Source organism: Bacillus sp. FSL R5-0431 (genome assembly GCF_038002985.1).
In the GTDB taxonomy this organism is placed as follows: Bacteria; Bacillota; Bacilli; order Bacillales; family Bacillaceae; genus Bacillus.
On record NZ_JBBOOG010000001.1, the window covers coordinates 1,476,442 to 1,493,488 of the forward strand.

Sequence of the window (17,047 nt, forward strand, 5' to 3'; positions counted from 1 at the left end):
GAGGGCTTTAAGTGGCAGTAAAACCAATAGTCATACATCCGGCAGAAGTACTTGAACAAAAGGCAGAGCCTGTTGATACGTTCGATAAAAAGCTCAAAAAACTGCTTGATGATATGTATGATACAATGCTTGAGCTAGATGGAGTCGGACTAGCAGCACCACAAATCGGCATTTCACAAAGAATGGCTGTTGTCGATATCGGAGAAGAACCTGGCAGAATTGATTTAGTGAATCCCGAGGTTCTTGAAGTGAAAGGAAGTCAAACAGATATTGAAGGCTGCCTGAGCTTTCCATCTTTATACGGCACAGTAGAAAGACCGAGCTATGTGAAGGTAAAAGCCTTTGATAAGAAAGGCAAACCATTTACAATAGAAGCAGAAGGATTTTTAGCAAGAGCCTTATTGCACGAAATTGATCATTTAGACGGCATATTATTCACGTCGAAAATCATTCAAACCTATACAGAAAAAGAACTTGCGGAAATGGAAGGGTGAAGAAAATGGCACGTATTGTATTTATGGGAACCCCTGATTTCTCAGTACCTGTGCTGCAAACACTCATAACAGAAGGATACGAAGTTGTCGGGGTCGTCACGCAGCCAGATCGCCCAAAAGGCAGAAAACGAGTACTCACACCGCCTCCTGTGAAAGTAGAAGCCTTAAAGCACGGCATTCCTGTACTGCAGCCTGAAAAGGTGCGTCTTGATGAAGAAATTGATAAAGTGCTTTCATTAAAGCCCGATTTAATTGTAACGGCGGCATTTGGACAAATTCTACCAAAACGATTACTGGATGAACCTCAGTTTGGCTGTATCAATGTTCATGCCTCACTGCTGCCAGAACTAAGAGGCGGCGCGCCGATCCATTATGCGATCCTTCAAGGTAAAAAGAAAACAGGCGTCACCATCATGTACATGGTGGAACGACTCGATGCAGGGGACATGATCAGTAAAGTAGAAGTAGAAATCGACGAATTAGACAATGTCGGTACATTACATGACAAATTAAGTGTAGCAGGCGCCGCATTGCTGAAAGATACTGTGCCAAATGTTCTGAGCGGATCTATTTCTCCAATTCCGCAAAATGAAGAAGCGGCAACCTACGCACCTAATATAAAGCGAGAGCAAGAAAGGTTAGACTGGGCAAAGACCGGAGAAGAGCTTTACAACCAAGTTCGCGGCTTAAATCCATGGCCAGTTGCCTATACTGAATGGAACGGGGCTCATCTAAAAGTATGGGAAGCGAAAAAAGTTCCACTTCAAGTGCAAGAAGAACCTGGGAAAGTGATTGAGCTTCAAAAAGAAGGTCCGGTCATTGGAACTGGGAATAAGCAAGGCCTTTTATTAACAGGTGTGCAGCCAGCTGGTAAGAAAAAAATGAGCGGCGAAGACTTCTTAAGAGGCGCAAATATCGAAATTGGACAGAAATTAGGGTTAATGAATGAAGAAAAGTAATGTGAGAGAAGTAGCGCTGGACGCTTTAATCAAACTTGAACAAAACCAAGCTTACAGTAATTTGCTTTTGCAGTCAGTCATGAAAGACAAAGACTTGGCAGATCAGGACAAACCGCTCTTAACAGAGCTTGTGTACGGTACACTGCAAAATAAGCTGGCATTAGATTATATGCTGGCACCATTTGTGAAAAAACCGCAAAAGGTGGCTCCATGGGTCATGCAGCTTTTGCGGATGTCTCTTTATCAAATGGTCTACCTTGAAAAGATTCCAGACCGTGCAGCCATCCATGAAGCAGTTGAGCTAACGAAAAAGAGAGGGCACAAGGGCATTTCTTCACTTGTGAACGGCGTTCTTCGTTCCGTGCAAAGAGAAGGTGTTCCGGCTTTTGATGACATCAAAGATCCGGTCAAGCGGCTTTCAATTGAGACAAGCCACCCATTATGGCTCGTGCAGGAATGGGTTCAGTCGTACGGATTTGAAGCGGCAGAAAGCATGTGCCGCATTCATTTAGTACCGCCAAAGCAAACCCTCCGTGTCAATCGAATGAAAACCGGCCGCGCGGCATTGCAGCAAGAACTGCTGGATGCCGGAATCGAAACGGAGCTCGGCGACTTATCTGAAGATGCACTCAAGCTGATGAAAGGGTCCATCGTTTCAACCCCTTCTTTTCAAGAAGGCTATGTGACCATTCAAGATGAAAGCTCAATGCTTGTCGCAAGAGCACTAGACCCTCAGCCGGGAGAAACAGTGCTTGACGCCTGTGCGGCTCCAGGCGGAAAATCAACACATATCGCAGAGCGTATGAACGACGAAGGACAAATTGTTTCACTTGATTTACATGAACACAAAGTGAAACTCATCAAACAAGCAGCAAAACGCCTGAACCTTACTCAGATTGAGGCAAAAGCGCTTGATGCAAGGAAAGCGAAAGACTATTACAGCGAAGCTTCATTTGACCGTATTCTGATTGATGCGCCGTGTTCTGGTTTTGGCGTCATCAGACGAAAACCAGATATGAAATATACTAAGTCTCCAGAAGACTCAGCAAGGCTTGCTGCTATTCAGCAGGCAATTTTAAAAGAAGCAGCTCCGCTTTTAAAGCCTGGCGGAACCCTTGTATATAGTACATGTACAATGGACCCAACAGAAAATCAACAAGTGATTCATGCGTTTTTACAAGAACACCAAGACTTCGAACCCGATCTATCTCTTAATGAACGGCTGCCTGAGCAGGTTGCTCCGTTTGTTCAAAACGGAAGTGTACAAATTCTTCCTCATTATTTCGGAACAGATGGTTTCTTTATTTGCAGCATGAGAAAGAAGGGATAAAAAATGACAGAACAAAAAGTAAGAAAAGAACTGAAAACAGATATGCCGTCGATTTATTCATTTGAGCTTCACGAAATGAAAGAATGGTTAAAAGAACAAGACGAAAAGCCTTTCCGCGCAGCTCAAATTTTTGAGTGGCTTTATGAGAAACGTGTGACATCCTTTGATGAAATGTCTAACCTCTCCAAAGATTTAAGAGAAAAATTAAAAGATCAATTTACAATCACAACTTTAAAAACCGTGATCAAACAAACGTCTCAGGACGGAACGATCAAGTTTTTATTTGAACTGCATGATGGCTATACAATTGAAACAGTGCTTATGCGTCACGAATATGGAAACTCTGTCTGTGTCACAACTCAGGTTGGCTGTAGAATTGGCTGTACATTCTGTGCATCTACACTTGGCGGTTTAAAACGAAACCTTGAAGCGGGAGAAATCGTTGCACAAGTATTAAAAGTGCAGCAGGCACTTGACGAAACAGATGAGAGAGTCAGCTCTGTTGTCATCATGGGAATTGGCGAACCGTTTGATAACTTTGAAGAAATGCTTGCCTTCCTTAAAATCATCAACCATGACAACGGCTTAAATATTGGTGCACGTCATATTACAGTTTCGACAAGCGGAATCATTCCAAAGATCTATCAATTCGCTGATGAGCAAATGCAAATCAACTTTGCTGTATCTCTGCACGCACCGAACACAGAGATAAGAAGCCGCCTGATGCCGATCAATAAGGCATATAAGCTGCCAAAATTAATGGAAGCCATTGAATACTACATTCAAAAGACGGGTAGACGTGTCAGCTTTGAATACGGCCTGTTTGGCGGAGTAAATGATCAAGTTCACCATGCGGAAGAACTTGCAGACCTATTAAAAGGAATCAAGTGCCACGTAAACCTCATTCCGGTGAACTATGTACCAGAGAGAGATTATGTGAGAACACCTAGAGAACAAATCTTCCTATTTGAAAAAACGCTGAAAGAACGCGGCGTAAACGTAACGATTAGACGAGAGCAAGGCCATGACATTGATGCTGCTTGCGGTCAGCTAAGAGCGAAGGAGCGTCAGGAAGAGACGAGGTGACGAATGTTGATAAGGGCAGCCTTTCTTACCGATACAGGAAAAGTCCGTCAGCATAATGAAGATGATGCAGGTATTTTTGAAGCAAAAGAAGACTCACTTCTCGCTGTTGTAGCAGACGGCATGGGAGGTCATCTTGCTGGTGATGTCGCCAGCAAGATGGCAGTCTCTTCTTTGAAAGAATACTGGGAAAAAACATCTTCAATTCCAGAAAAGCCAGCCGATCAAGAAAGCTGGTTAATCTCAAAAATCAGTGACATTAATGACCAAGTATATGAACATGCGAAAAACAATGAGGAGTGCCAAGGAATGGGGACGACCATTGTGTGTGCGCTCGTTCATTTGCAAACGGTCACAATTGCGCATATTGGAGACAGCCGCTGCTACCTGCTAAGAGAAGGAGCGCTGACCCAATTAACGGATGATCATTCACTTGTGAATGAACTTGTGAAAACAGGTGAAATTTCAAAAGCGGATGCAGAATATCATCCAAGAAAAAATGTGCTCACGAAAGCATTAGGAACAGATAAACGTGTTCAAATTGATGCACGCACCTTTGAAGTGGACCCAGGAGATCAAATCCTGCTTTGCTCAGATGGTCTATCGAATAAAGTAGAAGAAGAGAATTTGATTCATATTTTAACGCAAACGAACGCACCAGATGAAAAAGTAACAGAGTTAATTCAAACAGCGAATGACAACGGCGGTGAAGATAACATTACAGCAGTACTGTTAGAAATCTCCTCCCAGCCAGAGGAGGGTGACAGCAAGTGTTGATCGGAAAAAGGATCAGCGGCCGTTATCAGATTCTTCGCGTCATAGGCGGAGGCGGAATGGCAAACGTCTATTTGGCGGAGGATATGATTTTAGATCGCGAAGTAGCGATTAAAATTTTGCGGTTTGACTTTGCGAGCGATGATGATTTTATTAGACGATTCCGGCGGGAAGCGCAATCAGCTGCAAGCTTAGATCATTCGAATATTGTCAGCATCTACGATGTAGGGGAAGAAGATGACATTTATTATATTGTCATGGAATATGTCGAGGGGATGACGCTGAAAGAATACATACACGCCAATGGCCCGCTTCATCCGAAAGAAGCTGTTCGCATCATGGAGCAAGTCGTTGCGGCGATGGAAGAAGCCCATGCGAAACAGCTCGTCCACCGTGACATTAAGCCTCACAATATATTAATAGACAATATGGGGAATATCAAAGTCACTGATTTTGGGATTGCCATGGCACTCAGCTCAGCGACCATTACCCATACAAATTCTGTCCTAGGCTCCGTGCACTATTTGTCTCCAGAACAAGCACGCGGAGGTCTTGCAACGAAAAAGTCAGACATCTATTCGCTTGGGATTGTGCTTTATGAACTCATCTCAGGACGCATGCCATTTGAAGGGGAATCGGCTGTCAGTGTCGCACTGAAGCATTTGCAATCAGAGCCTCCATCTGTGAGGAGATGGAATCCTTCTGTTCCACAAAGCGTGGAAAACATCATTTTAAAGGCGATGGCCAAAGATCCATTTTATCGATATGAAGATGCATCTGAAATGCAAAAAGACTTAAAAACCGCTTTCGATCCAGCCAGATTAAAAGAAAAACGCTTTGTCATTGAAGAAGACCATGAAGCAACGAAAGCGATCCCAATCATTCAAGATCATCTAATCGATCAAGACAATGAAAAAACAGCTGTCCACCCGGCTCAAAAACCGAAGAAAAAAGAGAAACAAAAGCCGAAAAAGAAACGAAAAAAATGGCCATGGATTGTGGCATCCATCTTATTTATTTTGACCGCTGCGACGATTTTAGCCATCACTGTGTTTCCAGGGCTGCTTTTTCCAAAAGATGTGGAGGTCACGGATGTATCTGGCATGACGGTTGAAAAAGCAGAAGATACCTTGAAGAAAGCTGGGTTTACCGTCGCTTCGGAGTCAATAGAGATCGCTGATGAGAAAATTGAAAAAGGTCTCGTCGTCAAAACAGACCCTAAAATCGGCACAAAGGTAAAAGAAGGGACAGAGATTCAGCTTTACGAAAGTACTGGCAAGGAAAAGACCGAATTACCTGATGTAACAGGCGAAAAGGTCGATCAAGCAAAAGAAATATTAGAGAAAAAAGGGTTTAAACAGGTCGTTGTGGAGGAAGTGAATGATAATGACACCGAATCTGGGATTGTCATGGAACAGAGTCCTTCAGCGAATACTGAGCTTGTAGCAGCAGATGAAGAGGTCACGTTGACTGTCAGCATAGGTCCTGCCGATATTACATTACGTGATTTAACGACGTATAGTAAGCAAGCGGCATCGAATTATTTAGAGGATAACGGATTAAAGCTTGATGAAAAAGAAGCGCATTCTGACGAAGTGCCAAAAGGCGAGGTCATGAAGCAGGAACCAGGAGCAGGAACGGCTGTTAAACCAGGTGACACGGTCAAGATTACATTCTCTCTTGGACCGAAGGAAAAACCAGCCAAAACGGTAACTGAAAAGATTGCCATTCCTTATGAACCAGAAGCGGAAGGACAGGAAATGAATGTCCAAATTTCCATTGATGATGCGGAGCATAGCATCTCTGATTCATACGAAAGCTTTAAAATCACTGCGCCGACTGAACGGACCATTAAATTTAAGATTGAACCAGGTCAAAAAGGATATTATCAAGTGACGGTTGATGATAAAGTCGTCAGCTCGAAAACGATCGAATACCCTGATGATGAATAAAGGAGGGACTTTATGCCTGAGGGCAAAATTATAAAAGCATTAAGCGGATTCTACTATGTGCTGGATGAATCGCAAGAGAGTGGAAAAGTGGTTCAGTGCAGAGCGAGAGGCATCTTTCGAAAAAACAAAATTACACCTCTTGTTGGCGATTACGTCGTGTATCAAGCAGACAACGATAAAGAAGGCTACTTATTAGAAGTAAAAGAACGGACAAACGAACTTGTTCGTCCGCCTATTAGTAATGTTGATCAAGCGGTACTTGTTTTCTCAGCAGCAGAACCAACTTTTAGTACATCACTTTTAGACAGATTTTTAGTGCTTGTTGAAGCCAATCATATTGAGCCGATTATCTGCATCACTAAAATGGACTTATTGAAAACAGATGAAGAGCGTGAAACGATCATGGCATATGCAGACGACTATCGGCAAATTGGCTATGAGGTTCATTTAACCTCTACGATTGAAGGAGATGGCATTGAGAAGCTGACTCCGCACTTTCACAATAAAATTACGGTATTTGCCGGTCAGTCTGGTGTAGGCAAGTCCTCTCTTTTAAATGCGATGAGTCCTGAATTGGCGCTGAAAACAGATGATATCTCATCCCATCTCGGACGAGGAAAGCATACGACAAGACATGTCGAACTCATTCGAACAGCAGACGGGCTCATTGCAGATACTCCGGGCTTTAGCTCGCTCGAATTTACTGGCATCGAAGCAGAAGATCTAGGTCTATACTTTTTAGATATTAGAGACCGAAGTGCAGATTGTAAATTTCGAGGCTGCCTGCACGTGAAAGAGCCTGGGTGTGCGATAAAAGATGCGGTCGAGCATGATCAAATCAAAGAGTATCGCTATCAGCATTATTTAGAGTTTTTAACTGAAATCAAAGACAGAAAGCCGAGGTACTAAATCATGGTTTATATTGCCCCTTCCATTTTATCAGCAGATTTTGCCAATTTGGAGAAAGATATCCGTGATGTGGAACAAGGCGGTGCAGATTATATTCATATCGATGTCATGGACGGTCATTTTGTTCCGAATATGACATTTGGGCCAAATGTCGTCGAAGCGATCAGACCGCATACGCGTCTTCCGCTTGATGTTCACTTAATGATTGAGCAGCCAGATCGGTATATTCCTGCATTCGCAAAAGCAGGCGCTGATATTATCTCTGTTCATGTGGAAGCTTGTCCGCACTTACACCGAACAATACAACATATGAAAGAACAAGGTGTAAAAGCAGGGGTCGTCTTGAATCCGCACACACCCGTTTCTCACATTGAGCATGTATTAGAAGATGTGGACCTTGTATTATTCATGACAGTGAACCCTGGTTTCGGGGGGCAGGCATTTATTCCATCTGTCCTCACGAAGGTAAAAGAAGTAAAAGCAATGAGTGAACAAAAGGGCTTAACCGATTTACTGATAGAAATAGACGGCGGTGTCAATGTAGAGACTGCAAAGGATTGCAAAGAAGCAGGCGCTAATTTACTTGTAGCGGGCTCTGCGGTATACGGTAAAGACAACCGCGCAGCAGCTATCCAGGCAATTCGAGAAGCGTAAAGTAAGGAACCAAAGTCATTGTGATCTTTGGTTCTTTTTATATAGACAGGAGCGTATATCATGCACATACATATCGTAGCCGGCGGTCCTTTTGAATACATTCCGCCACTTGAACATGAAGCATCACAGAAGGATATTCTCTGGATTGGCGTAGACCGTGGAACCCTCTTCTTACTAGAGCAAGGCATCATCCCTGCCAAAGCCTTTGGTGATTTTGACAGTGTGACAGAAGAAGAGCTTCGGGAGCTGAAAGAAAAATTGCCTGCCCTGAATGTATTTCAAGCTGAAAAGGATGAAACCGATTTAGAGCTTGCACTGAACTGGGCACTGAGTCAGCATCCAGCACATATTTACATCTACGGTATTACGGGAGGAAGGGCTGATCATTTTCTAGGAAATATCCATCTTCTTTACAAAGGGATTCAGCACAAGCAGAATATCACCCTTGTAGACAAACAAAATATCATTCAAATGTTTGAATCTGGTACATACGAAATAAAAGAAGATCAGGATAAACAATATGTGTCGTTTCTATCCTTTGGAACACCCGTTGAAAAGCTGACATTAAAAGGTTTCAAATATCCTCTGAAAAATTGTCATATTGAGCCTGGTTCCACACTATGTATTAGTAACGAACTCATCCACTCAAATGGTACTTTTTCTTTTCATGAAGGCATATTAATAATGGTAAGAAGCAAAGATTGACCAACCTATCAATGTGGATGGCTGATTAAGCTCAATTGTGCTGCAAGCGGTACTTTTAGGAGGGGGACAAAATGAAATTTTATACAATCAAACTGCCTAGATTTCTTGGCGGCATTGTCCGTGCGATGCTTGGTTCATTTAAGAAAGATTAATGAGTAATCTCCTTTATTTCCACATAAAAACGCCTGCTACAATTCATTGTAGCAGGCGTTTACTCTTGCTTATACACGCTCAACTTTACCAGATTTCAAAGCTCGAGCTGATACATATACTCTTTTAGGCTTACCGTCCACTAGAATACGAACTTTTTGAAGGTTCGCGCCCCATGTACGTTTTGTAGAGTTCATTGCGTGAGAACGGTTGTTCCCAGCTTTTGTTTTTCTGCCTGTAATAACGCATTTACGTGCCATTTGTTTCCCTCCTAACTGCGAAAACATCATCATATTCTTCATATACGTACTTAGAGATGCCTCAAGATACTTTAATAATTTACCACAGCTTCAAGGGGTTTGCAAGGATTGTTTACTCCTCTTTCAAGAAAAATACCTTGACATCTTGATAAAAAATCAAGGCTATAGTATAAGTAGGATTGGGTCGGATTGAATGATTTCTTTTAAAAAGAAGGGTCTTATAGTAAAATAGTGATAACTCAGGGCAATTTCTCAAAAAGGGGGAACCAATGTGTCCATTGAACTTAGAACGAAATACGGACAAATTGATATATCAAATGAAGTCATTGCAATGGTGGCAGGAGGCGCTGCGATCGATTGCTATGGTATTGTTGGGATGGCGTCCAAAAATCAAATCAAGGACGGCTTGACGGATATTCTCCGCAAAGAGAACTTCAGCCGGGGTGTTCTTGTGCGTCAAAAAGAAGACCGCATTCATATTGATATGTACATCATCGTCAGCTACGGTACAAAAATATCAGAAGTCGCACATAATGTTCAAACGAAAGTCAAATATACGATTTCTCACACAGTTGGACTTTCTGTTGATTCGGTCAACATTTATGTACAAGGAGTAAGAGTTACGAACCCGTAGTAAGGAGGAAATATATTGTCTATTAGAAATCTTGATGGCCGCTCATTTGCAAAAATGATTCTTGCAGGTGCTCACCATCTTTCTCAAAACGCACAAATTGTTGATGCGTTAAATGTTTTTCCAGTGCCAGACGGAGACACGGGGACAAATATGAATTTGTCGATGACTTCAGGGGCAAAAGCAGTTGAAGAAACAAATACCGATCATATTGGGAAGGTCGGCGTGGCCCTGTCAAAAGGGCTATTGATGGGCGCAAGAGGAAACTCAGGCGTGATCCTTTCACAGCTCTTTAGAGGTTTCAGTAAACATATCGAACAAAAAGAAACGATTGATGCAAAAGAATTTGCCCTTGCCTTACAGGCAGGTGTTGATACAGCATATAAAGCCGTGATGAAACCGATTGAAGGGACCATTTTAACGGTTGCAAAGGATGCAGCAAAGAAAGCGGTTGCTGTTTCAGCGGCAGAAAATGACATTGACCGCGTTCTTGAGTTAACGATTGAGGAAGCGAGAGCATCACTTGATCGAACGCCGGATCTGCTTCCTGTTTTAAAAGAAGTGGGCGTTGTCGATAGTGGGGGTAAAGGACTTCTATGCGTATATGAAGGTTTCCTTGCTTCATTAAGAGGAGAGGACCTCCATCTGAAAGCGGCCTCTTTGCCAACGTTAAAAGAACTTGTCAGTGCAGAGCATCATAAAAGTGCACAAAGCCATATGAACACTGAAGATATCGAATTTGGTTATTGTACTGAATTTATGGTGAAATTTGAAGAAGACAAACAGTCCTTTGATGAGAATGCCTTCAGAGAAGACTTAAGCGAATTCGGAGATTCACTTCTTGTGGTGTCTGATGAAATGCTGGCGAAAGTTCATATTCATGCAGAGCAGCCTGGAGATGTCTTATCCTATGCACAGCGCTACGGCAGCCTGATCAATATGAAAATTGAAAATATGAGAGAGCAGCATAGCTCGATTGTGAACGAAGAAAGAGAACACGCGCCCGCTGCACCAAAGGCACCTGCTGCTGAAAAACAGCGCTTTGGAGTAGTCAGTGTCGCAATGGGAGAAGGAATTGCTGACTTGTTTAAAAGTATCGGAGCTTCCGTCGTCATTGAAGGCGGACAGACGATGAACCCGAGCACAGAAGACATTGTCACAGCAATTGAAAGCGTACATGCCGAAACCGTCTTTATCTTACCTAATAATTCTAATATTGTCATGGCAGCGAAACAGGCGGCAACTGTCTCAAGTCGTGAGGTCGTTGTCATACCGACGAAGACCGTTCCCCAAGGAATGTCGGCACTTCTTTCTCTAAATGAAGCAGCTTCAAATGAAGACAACGAAGCAGCAATGCTAGAAGCGATTGACCACGTGAAAAGCGGCCAAATTACCTTTGCAGTGAGAGATACCCAAATTGATGGAATCGACATTGCCAAAGGCGATTATATGGGTCTCTTTAACGGGAAAATTACCTTAACCGCGAAAAATCAATTAGATGCAGCAAAAGAGCTTTTGACCAAAATGGTGACAGAAGATGATGAGATTGTCACGATCATTAAAGGGGAAGATGCATCATCTGAAGAGATGGATGCGTTAGAAGCCTTTATTGAAGAAACATTTGAAGATGTAGAAGTTGAAGTCCACGATGGAAAACAGCCGCTTTATTCATATATTTTGGCTGTTGAATAACGAAAGAAGGGCAAATAAAGCCCTTCTTCTTCTTTTGCAATTTTTTACTAGTGATTCAACGGTGAAATGAGTTGCGGGAAACGAATGAATCCATTAGTCTAAAGAAAGAACCAAACCAATATGTGAGTGGTTATGAGAGGGGAAGACCTATGAAATTTAGAAGTGTGTTTGATATTATTGGACCCGTCATGATTGGTCCATCAAGTTCGCACACAGCGGGTGCGGCTCGTATAGGAAGAGTGGCTCGCAGCTTATTTGGAAGAGAACCGAAACAAATTGTCGTTTCATTTTATGGCTCTTTTAAAGATACGTATAAAGGACACGGTACAGATGTCGCCATTATCGGCGGTGTTCTTGACTTTGATACATTTGATGAACGCATCAAAACAGCGATTGATATTGCAAAAAGCAAAGAGATCGACATTGAATTTAAAGAAGAAGATGCGGTGCCAGCGCATCCGAATACAGCAAAAGTAGAGATATCAGATGCAAATGGAAAGCTTGAATTAATCGGGATTTCCATCGGCGGTGGTAAAATTGAAATCACTGAACTGAATGGCTTTGAGCTCAGGCTTTCAGGAAATCATCCTGCCATTCTTGTGGTTCATAACGATCGCTACGGCACGATTGCAGCAGTGGCCAATGTGTTAGCGAAATTCGCCATCAACATCGGTCATATGGAAGTGGCACGTAAAGATGTTGGGCAAGAGGCTTTGATGACCATCGAAGTGGATCAAAATATTGACCCAGCTGTCCTATCAGAGCTTGAAACGCTGCCAAACATTATTCAAGTCACACAAATTGCAGAGTAACAACAAGGAGGTTATGAATGATGTTTAAAAACGTCAAAGAACTCGTGCAGCTAACAGAAGAACGGAATACCTCCATTTCAGAAATAATGATCGCGCAAGAAATGGAAGTGACAGGGAAGTCACGTGAAGATATTTTCTCCCAGATGTACCGCAACCTAGAAGTGATGGAACAGGCCGTAGAAAACGGGCTGAAAGGTGTGAAATCATTATCAGGTTTAACAGGCGGAGATGCGGTCAAGCTTCATGCATATATCGCATCAGGCAAAACGCTGTCTGGACATACAATATTAGATGCTGTCAGTAAGGCAGTGGCAACGAATGAAGTCAATGCCGCAATGGGGACGATTTGTGCAACGCCTACAGCAGGCTCAGCAGGTGTTGTGCCGGGTACGTTATTTGCAGTAAAAGAAACATTAAAGCCAACTAAGGAACAAATGGTCAGATTCCTATTCACCTCTGGCGCATTTGGCTTTGTTGTGGCCAATAATGCGAGCATCTCTGGTGCAGCAGGCGGCTGTCAGGCAGAGGTAGGTTCAGCATCAGGTATGGCGGCAGCAGCCATTGTCGAAATGGCAGGCGGTACACCTCAGCAATCTGCTGAAGCGATGGCGATTACACTGAAAAATATGCTTGGACTTGTTTGTGACCCAGTAGCTGGACTTGTCGAGGTACCGTGCGTAAAACGAAACGCAATGGGTGCATCAAATGCGATGATCGCAGCAGATATGGCACTTGCCGGCATCACAAGCCGTATTCCATGTGATGAAGTCATTGATGCGATGTATAAAATCGGTCAAACCATGCCAACGGCACTTCGTGAAACAGCACAAGGCGGACTTGCTGCAACACCGACAGCAAGAGAGCTTGAAAAGAAGATTTTCGGAGGTGTGACCTCATCTCGTGATACAGAAACTGCAAGATAATGTCTCTGTCCTCAAGGGGATTGGAGAAGAAACCGAAAAAACACTCAATGAACTTGGAATCTATACAGTAGCCGATTTGCTTGGCTACTTTCCTTATCGATATGACGACTATGAGCTTCGTAATTTAGAAGAAGTTAAGCATGATGAACGTGTCACAGTTGAAGGGAAAGTGCACAGTGAGCCCGTCCTCACCTATTATGGAAAAAAACGAAGCAGGCTGACATTCAGGCTGCTTGTCGGGCGTTTTCTCATCACAGCGATTTGCTTCAATCGCCCTTATTTAAAACGAAGCCTTGTTTTAGGTGATACAGTATCCGTCACTGGGAAATGGGATAAAAACCGTCAATCCATCATGGTGCAGGAATTTAAAAAAGGGACGCACGAGCAAGATGGCAGTATAGAGCCTGTTTATTCAGTAAAAGAAAATGTAACCGTGAAGATGATGAGGCGCTTTGTGAAACAAGCCCTGTCACTTTATGTAGATAAAGCCGAAGATCCACTGCCAAAGCAGCTTGCCTTTGCCTATAAACTCATGTCCTATCAGGAAGCGTTAAAAACCATTCACCTGCCAGAAAATAGAGACTCGCTTAAGCAAGCAAGACGCCGCTTTGTGTACGAGGAATTTCTCATCTTTCAGTTGAAGATGCAGGCAATCAGAAAGAAAGAACGAGAAAAAACATCAGGCATCCAGCATCCGTTTTCCAAAGAGGCTGTTTTTGAGTTTGTTCACAGCCTGCCATTTCAGCTGACAAAGGCACAATCAAGAGTGCTTGATGAAATTATGTCTGATATGGCATCCCCGTACCGGATGAACCGTCTGCTTCAAGGGGATGTAGGCTCAGGGAAAACAGCTGTTGCAGCCATTGCACTTTATGCCGCTCATTTATCCGGCTATCAAGGGGCATTGATGGTCCCAACAGAGATTTTGGCAGAACAGCATGCAGATTCACTTTACCAGCTGTTTGAAAAATGGGGACTGAATATCGCCCTTCTGACAAGCTCTGTGAAAGGAAAGCGCCGCAGAGAATTGCTGGAACGTCTAAAAGAGGGCGAGATTGATATATTAGTCGGTACGCATGCGCTCATTCAAGACGAAGTCGAATTTCAGCAGCTCGGTCTTGTTATCACAGATGAGCAGCACCGGTTTGGCGTAGAACAGCGAAAAAAACTAAGAAGTAAAGGGCAGGATCCAGATGTCTTGTTTATGACTGCCACACCTATTCCGCGAACACTTGCGATCACTGTTTTTGGAGAAATGGACGTATCCGTCATTGATGAATTACCAGCCGGCAGAAAACAGATCGAAACGTATTGGGTCAAGCATGACATGCTTGAGAGGATTCTTGCATTTGTGGATAAAGAGCTGAGAAAAGGAAGACAGGCGTATATTATTTGTCCGCTCATAGAAGAATCAGACAAGCTGGATGTGCAAAATGCGATCGATGTCCACAGTATGCTGACAGAGGCTTACCGCGGTAAGTGGTCGATCGGCTTAATGCACGGGAAACTGGCGAGTGATGAAAAAGATCAGGTGATGAGAGACTTTACAGCAAATGAAGTACAAATTCTCGTTTCAACCACAGTCGTTGAAGTCGGTGTCAACGTGCCGAATGCGACTATCATGGTCATTTACGATGCAGACCGCTTCGGACTGTCTCAGCTTCATCAGCTCAGAGGCCGGGTTGGACGCGGAGAGCATCAATCATTTTGTGTTTTAATGGCGGATCCAAAATCAGAAACGGGGAAAGAGCGGATGCGGATCATGTCCGAAACAACCGACGGTTTTGAGCTGTCAGAAAAGGACTTAGAACTAAGAGGACCCGGCGATTTCTTCGGTAAAAAACAAAGCGGAATGCCTGAATTTAAAGTAGCAGATATGGTTCATGACTACAGAGCGCTGGAAACCGCTAGAAAAGATGCGGCAGAACTTGTGCAATCAGACGCATTTTGGACAGATCCCGAATACAAAGAACTTCGGCAAACGCTGGTAGACAGCGGGGTGCTGGGCGGAGATAAATTAAGCTGATCAAGCGCTGGAGGAATTTTCTTGTCTTTTTGAAACAAGGATTGATTTATCATCTATGAGATTATATACTACTATTAGTACCTAGTCATAAATGTACGGATGGTGTCTGCATATGAAACTAAATAAAAAAGAACGTCAAAAGCTTCTCCAGCAAACGATCAGCTCGACTCCGTTCATTACTGATGAAGAATTGGCAAGTAAATTCGGTGTAAGCATTCAAACGGTTCGTCTTGATCGTTTGGAACTGTCGATTCCTGAATTACGCGAAAGAATTAAGCATGTGGCCGAAAAGACATTAGAGGATGAAGTGAAGTCACTTCCGCTGGATGAAGTGATTGGAGAAATGATTGATGTAGAGCTTGATGACCAAGCCATTTCCATTTTAGAAGTGAGAAAAGAGCATGTATTTAGCCGAAATCAAATTGCCAGGGGACATCATCTCTTCGCCCAGGCAAATTCGCTGGCAGTAGCCGTCATTGACGATGAACTGGCGCTGACAGCAAAAGCGAATATTAGATTTACAAGGCAGGTTAAACAAGGCGAACGAGTCGTCTCGAAAGCTAAAGTAGCCTCACATGATAAAGAAAAAGGCAGAACTGTAGTTGAAGTAAACAGCTATGTCGGTGAGGAAGTTGTTTTCTCAGGTGACTTCGTCATGTATCGCTCAAAACAAAAGTAAAAGGTGGCACGTAATATGAGAATTGCAGTCGATGCAATGGGGGGAGACCATGCCCCTAAAGCCATTATTGACGGTGTGAAAAAAAGCTTAACGGCATTTTCAGATATCGAGATTACACTTGTCGGCGATGAAAACAAAATCAAACCATACATAACAAATAACGAGCGCATCACGATTTTAGATGCAAAAGAAGTCATTGAACCGACAGATGAACCAGTGCGTGCAGTTAGACGTAAAAAGGATTCATCTATGGTGAAAATGGCGCAGGAAGTATCCGAGGGACGTGCAGATGCCTGCATCTCAGCAGGAAATACTGGAGCTCTCATGACAGCAGGACTGTTTATTGTAGGAAGAATTGATGGCATAGACAGACCGGCACTTGCTCCAACACTGCCAACACTTGATGGCAGCGGGTTTTTATTACTGGATGTCGGCGCAAACGTTGATGCCAAACCAGAACACCTAATGCAATATGCGATGATGGGATCAATCTACGCAGAGCGTGTCTTTCCAAAGAGCAATCCGCGCGTTGGATTGTTAAATGTAGGAACAGAAGATAAAAAAGGCAACGATCTCACGAAAAAAACCTTTGAATTATTAAAAGCATCAGACTTGAATTTCGTAGGGAATGTGGAGTCTCGTGATTTACTAGAAGGTGTTGCTGATGTTGTTGTCACAGATGGTTTCACAGGAAATATCGCCTTGAAAACGATTGAAGGCACAGCCCTTTCTGTATTTAAAATGCTGAAAGAAACATTAACATCCAGCTTCACAGCAAAAATAGCAGCTGGGATGATGAAGCCGAAATTGATGCAGATGAAGTCTAAAATGGATTACTCCGAATATGGCGGTGCCGCTTTATTTGGTTTAAAGGCACCTGTCATTAAAGCACACGGCTCCTCTGATGAAAACGCCATTTTTCATGCAATTCGTCAGGCGCGTGATATCGTAGAAAAAGACGTTTCAGCCATCATTCATCAAGAAGTCCAAAAAGAAACCACGAACGAGTCTTAA

The 17,047-nt window shown here is 43.2% G+C and carries 18 protein-coding genes; 17 read left to right on the forward strand and 1 reads right to left on the reverse strand.

The annotated features are described in order from the left end of the window. Positions 1 to 11: 11 nt before the first annotated feature. The 10 genes from def (at position 12) to spoVM (ending at position 9,012) form a co-directional block, all read left to right on the forward strand. Entirely contained in the window at positions 12 to 494 is a 483-nt protein-coding gene (def, locus tag MKZ03_RS07355) for a peptide deformylase (protein ID WP_034662448.1), read from the forward strand. Between the two features lie 5 nt (positions 495 to 499). Continuing rightward, positions 500 to 1,453: a methionyl-tRNA formyltransferase gene (gene fmt / locus MKZ03_RS07360; RefSeq protein WP_341031423.1), complete on the forward strand. Its 954-nt coding sequence runs from the start codon at positions 500 to 502 to the stop codon at positions 1,451 to 1,453. Continuing rightward, positions 1,440 to 2,783, forward strand: a complete 1,344-nt coding sequence (gene rsmB / locus MKZ03_RS07365) for a 16S rRNA (cytosine(967)-C(5))-methyltransferase RsmB (protein WP_034662444.1) — start codon at positions 1,440 to 1,442, stop codon at positions 2,781 to 2,783. The genes fmt and rsmB overlap by 14 nt, the downstream gene beginning before the upstream one ends. Before the next feature lie 3 nt (positions 2,784 to 2,786). Further along, a complete protein-coding gene (rlmN, locus tag MKZ03_RS07370; protein ID WP_034662441.1) occupies positions 2,787 to 3,869 on the forward strand; it encodes a 23S rRNA (adenine(2503)-C(2))-methyltransferase RlmN in 1,083 nt (360 codons plus the stop codon). Between the two features lie 3 nt (positions 3,870 to 3,872). Next, entirely contained in the window at positions 3,873 to 4,643 is a 771-nt protein-coding gene (locus tag MKZ03_RS07375) for a Stp1/IreP family PP2C-type Ser/Thr phosphatase (protein ID WP_187704493.1), read from the forward strand. Then, positions 4,637 to 6,592 (forward strand): Stk1 family PASTA domain-containing Ser/Thr kinase, encoded by a 1,956-nt coding sequence (gene pknB, locus MKZ03_RS07380; RefSeq protein ID WP_307499602.1) that lies wholly within the window; start codon positions 4,637 to 4,639, stop codon positions 6,590 to 6,592. Before MKZ03_RS07375 ends, pknB begins: the two co-directional genes overlap by 7 nt. A 12-nt stretch (positions 6,593 to 6,604) precedes the next feature. Continuing rightward, entirely contained in the window at positions 6,605 to 7,501 is an 897-nt protein-coding gene (rsgA, locus tag MKZ03_RS07385) for a ribosome small subunit-dependent GTPase A (protein ID WP_034662434.1), read from the forward strand. A gap of 3 nt (positions 7,502 to 7,504) precedes the next feature. After that, a complete protein-coding gene (gene rpe, locus MKZ03_RS07390; RefSeq protein WP_307499604.1) occupies positions 7,505 to 8,155 on the forward strand; it encodes a ribulose-phosphate 3-epimerase in 651 nt (216 codons plus the stop codon). A gap of 60 nt (positions 8,156 to 8,215) precedes the next feature. After that, positions 8,216 to 8,860 carry a thiamine diphosphokinase gene (locus MKZ03_RS07395; RefSeq protein ID WP_341031427.1) on the forward strand — a complete coding sequence of 215 codons (645 nt, stop codon included), beginning with the start codon at positions 8,216 to 8,218 and terminating at the stop codon, positions 8,858 to 8,860. Between the two features lie 71 nt (positions 8,861 to 8,931). Beyond that, positions 8,932 to 9,012 (forward strand): stage V sporulation protein SpoVM, encoded by an 81-nt coding sequence (gene spoVM / locus MKZ03_RS07400; RefSeq protein WP_008354550.1) that lies wholly within the window; start codon positions 8,932 to 8,934, stop codon positions 9,010 to 9,012. A 69-nt stretch (positions 9,013 to 9,081) separates the two neighbouring features. On the opposite strand, the gene rpmB is transcribed toward spoVM, so the two are convergent. Continuing rightward, positions 9,082 to 9,270 carry a 50S ribosomal protein L28 gene (rpmB, locus tag MKZ03_RS07405; protein ID WP_003212514.1) on the reverse strand — a complete coding sequence of 63 codons (189 nt, stop codon included), beginning with the start codon at positions 9,268 to 9,270 and terminating at the stop codon, positions 9,082 to 9,084. Positions 9,271 to 9,541: 271 nt separating this feature from the next. Here rpmB and MKZ03_RS07410 point away from each other — a divergent pair, with 271 nt between their 5' ends. The 7 genes from MKZ03_RS07410 (at position 9,542) to plsX (ending at position 17,047) form a co-directional block, all read left to right on the forward strand. Further along, on the forward strand, positions 9,542 to 9,904 hold the full coding sequence (locus tag MKZ03_RS07410) for an Asp23/Gls24 family envelope stress response protein (protein ID WP_003211680.1): 363 nt from the start codon (positions 9,542 to 9,544) through the stop codon (positions 9,902 to 9,904). A 15-nt stretch (positions 9,905 to 9,919) separates the two neighbouring features. Next, the gene (locus MKZ03_RS07415; RefSeq protein ID WP_341031430.1) at positions 9,920 to 11,593 is read left to right on the forward strand and encodes a DAK2 domain-containing protein; all 1,674 of its coding nucleotides are present in this window, start codon (positions 9,920 to 9,922) and stop codon (positions 11,591 to 11,593) included. Between the two features lie 149 nt (positions 11,594 to 11,742). Further along, on the forward strand, positions 11,743 to 12,405 hold the full coding sequence (sdaAB, locus tag MKZ03_RS07420) for an L-serine ammonia-lyase, iron-sulfur-dependent subunit beta (protein WP_034662425.1): 663 nt from the start codon (positions 11,743 to 11,745) through the stop codon (positions 12,403 to 12,405). A gap of 20 nt (positions 12,406 to 12,425) precedes the next feature. Further along, the gene (gene sdaAA, locus MKZ03_RS07425) at positions 12,426 to 13,328 is read left to right on the forward strand and encodes an L-serine ammonia-lyase, iron-sulfur-dependent, subunit alpha (RefSeq protein WP_341032612.1); all 903 of its coding nucleotides are present in this window, start codon (positions 12,426 to 12,428) and stop codon (positions 13,326 to 13,328) included. After that, positions 13,306 to 15,354 (forward strand): ATP-dependent DNA helicase RecG, encoded by a 2,049-nt coding sequence (gene recG / locus MKZ03_RS07430; RefSeq protein WP_341031433.1) that lies wholly within the window; start codon positions 13,306 to 13,308, stop codon positions 15,352 to 15,354. The genes sdaAA and recG overlap by 23 nt, the downstream gene beginning before the upstream one ends. Positions 15,355 to 15,466: 112 nt before the next feature. Then, positions 15,467 to 16,033, forward strand: coding sequence for a transcription factor FapR (gene fapR / locus MKZ03_RS07435; RefSeq protein WP_024424199.1), 567 nt, complete (start codon positions 15,467 to 15,469; stop codon positions 16,031 to 16,033). A gap of 15 nt (positions 16,034 to 16,048) precedes the next feature. Next, on the forward strand, positions 16,049 to 17,047 hold the full coding sequence (gene plsX, locus MKZ03_RS07440) for a phosphate acyltransferase PlsX (protein WP_307499606.1): 999 nt from the start codon (positions 16,049 to 16,051) through the stop codon (positions 17,045 to 17,047).

Bases quoted from the DNA above. Each gene is read 5' to 3' on its own strand.
- fmt (WP_341031423.1), top strand. From the start codon at position 500: ATGGCACGTATTGTATTTATGGGAACCCCTGATTTCTCAGTACCTGTG.
- rsmB (WP_034662444.1), top strand. From the start codon at position 1,440: ATGAAGAAAAGTAATGTGAGAGAAGTAGCGCTGGACGCTTTAATCAAA.
- rlmN (WP_034662441.1), top strand. From the start codon at position 2,787: ATGACAGAACAAAAAGTAAGAAAAGAACTGAAAACAGATATGCCGTCG.
- MKZ03_RS07375 (WP_187704493.1), top strand. From the start codon at position 3,873: ATGTTGATAAGGGCAGCCTTTCTTACCGATACAGGAAAAGTCCGTCAG.
- rsgA (WP_034662434.1), top strand. From the start codon at position 6,605: ATGCCTGAGGGCAAAATTATAAAAGCATTAAGCGGATTCTACTATGTG.
- rpe (WP_307499604.1), top strand. From the start codon at position 7,505: ATGGTTTATATTGCCCCTTCCATTTTATCAGCAGATTTTGCCAATTTG.
- MKZ03_RS07395 (WP_341031427.1), top strand. From the start codon at position 8,216: ATGCACATACATATCGTAGCCGGCGGTCCTTTTGAATACATTCCGCCA.
- spoVM (WP_008354550.1), top strand. From the start codon at position 8,932: ATGAAATTTTATACAATCAAACTGCCTAGATTTCTTGGCGGCATTGTC.
- rpmB (WP_003212514.1), bottom strand. From the start codon at position 9,270: ATGGCACGTAAATGCGTTATTACAGGCAGAAAAACAAAAGCTGGGAAC.
- sdaAB (WP_034662425.1), top strand. From the start codon at position 11,743: ATGAAATTTAGAAGTGTGTTTGATATTATTGGACCCGTCATGATTGGT.
- sdaAA (WP_341032612.1), top strand. From the start codon at position 12,426: ATGTTTAAAAACGTCAAAGAACTCGTGCAGCTAACAGAAGAACGGAAT.
- fapR (WP_024424199.1), top strand. From the start codon at position 15,467: ATGAAACTAAATAAAAAAGAACGTCAAAAGCTTCTCCAGCAAACGATC.
- plsX (WP_307499606.1), top strand. From the start codon at position 16,049: ATGAGAATTGCAGTCGATGCAATGGGGGGAGACCATGCCCCTAAAGCC.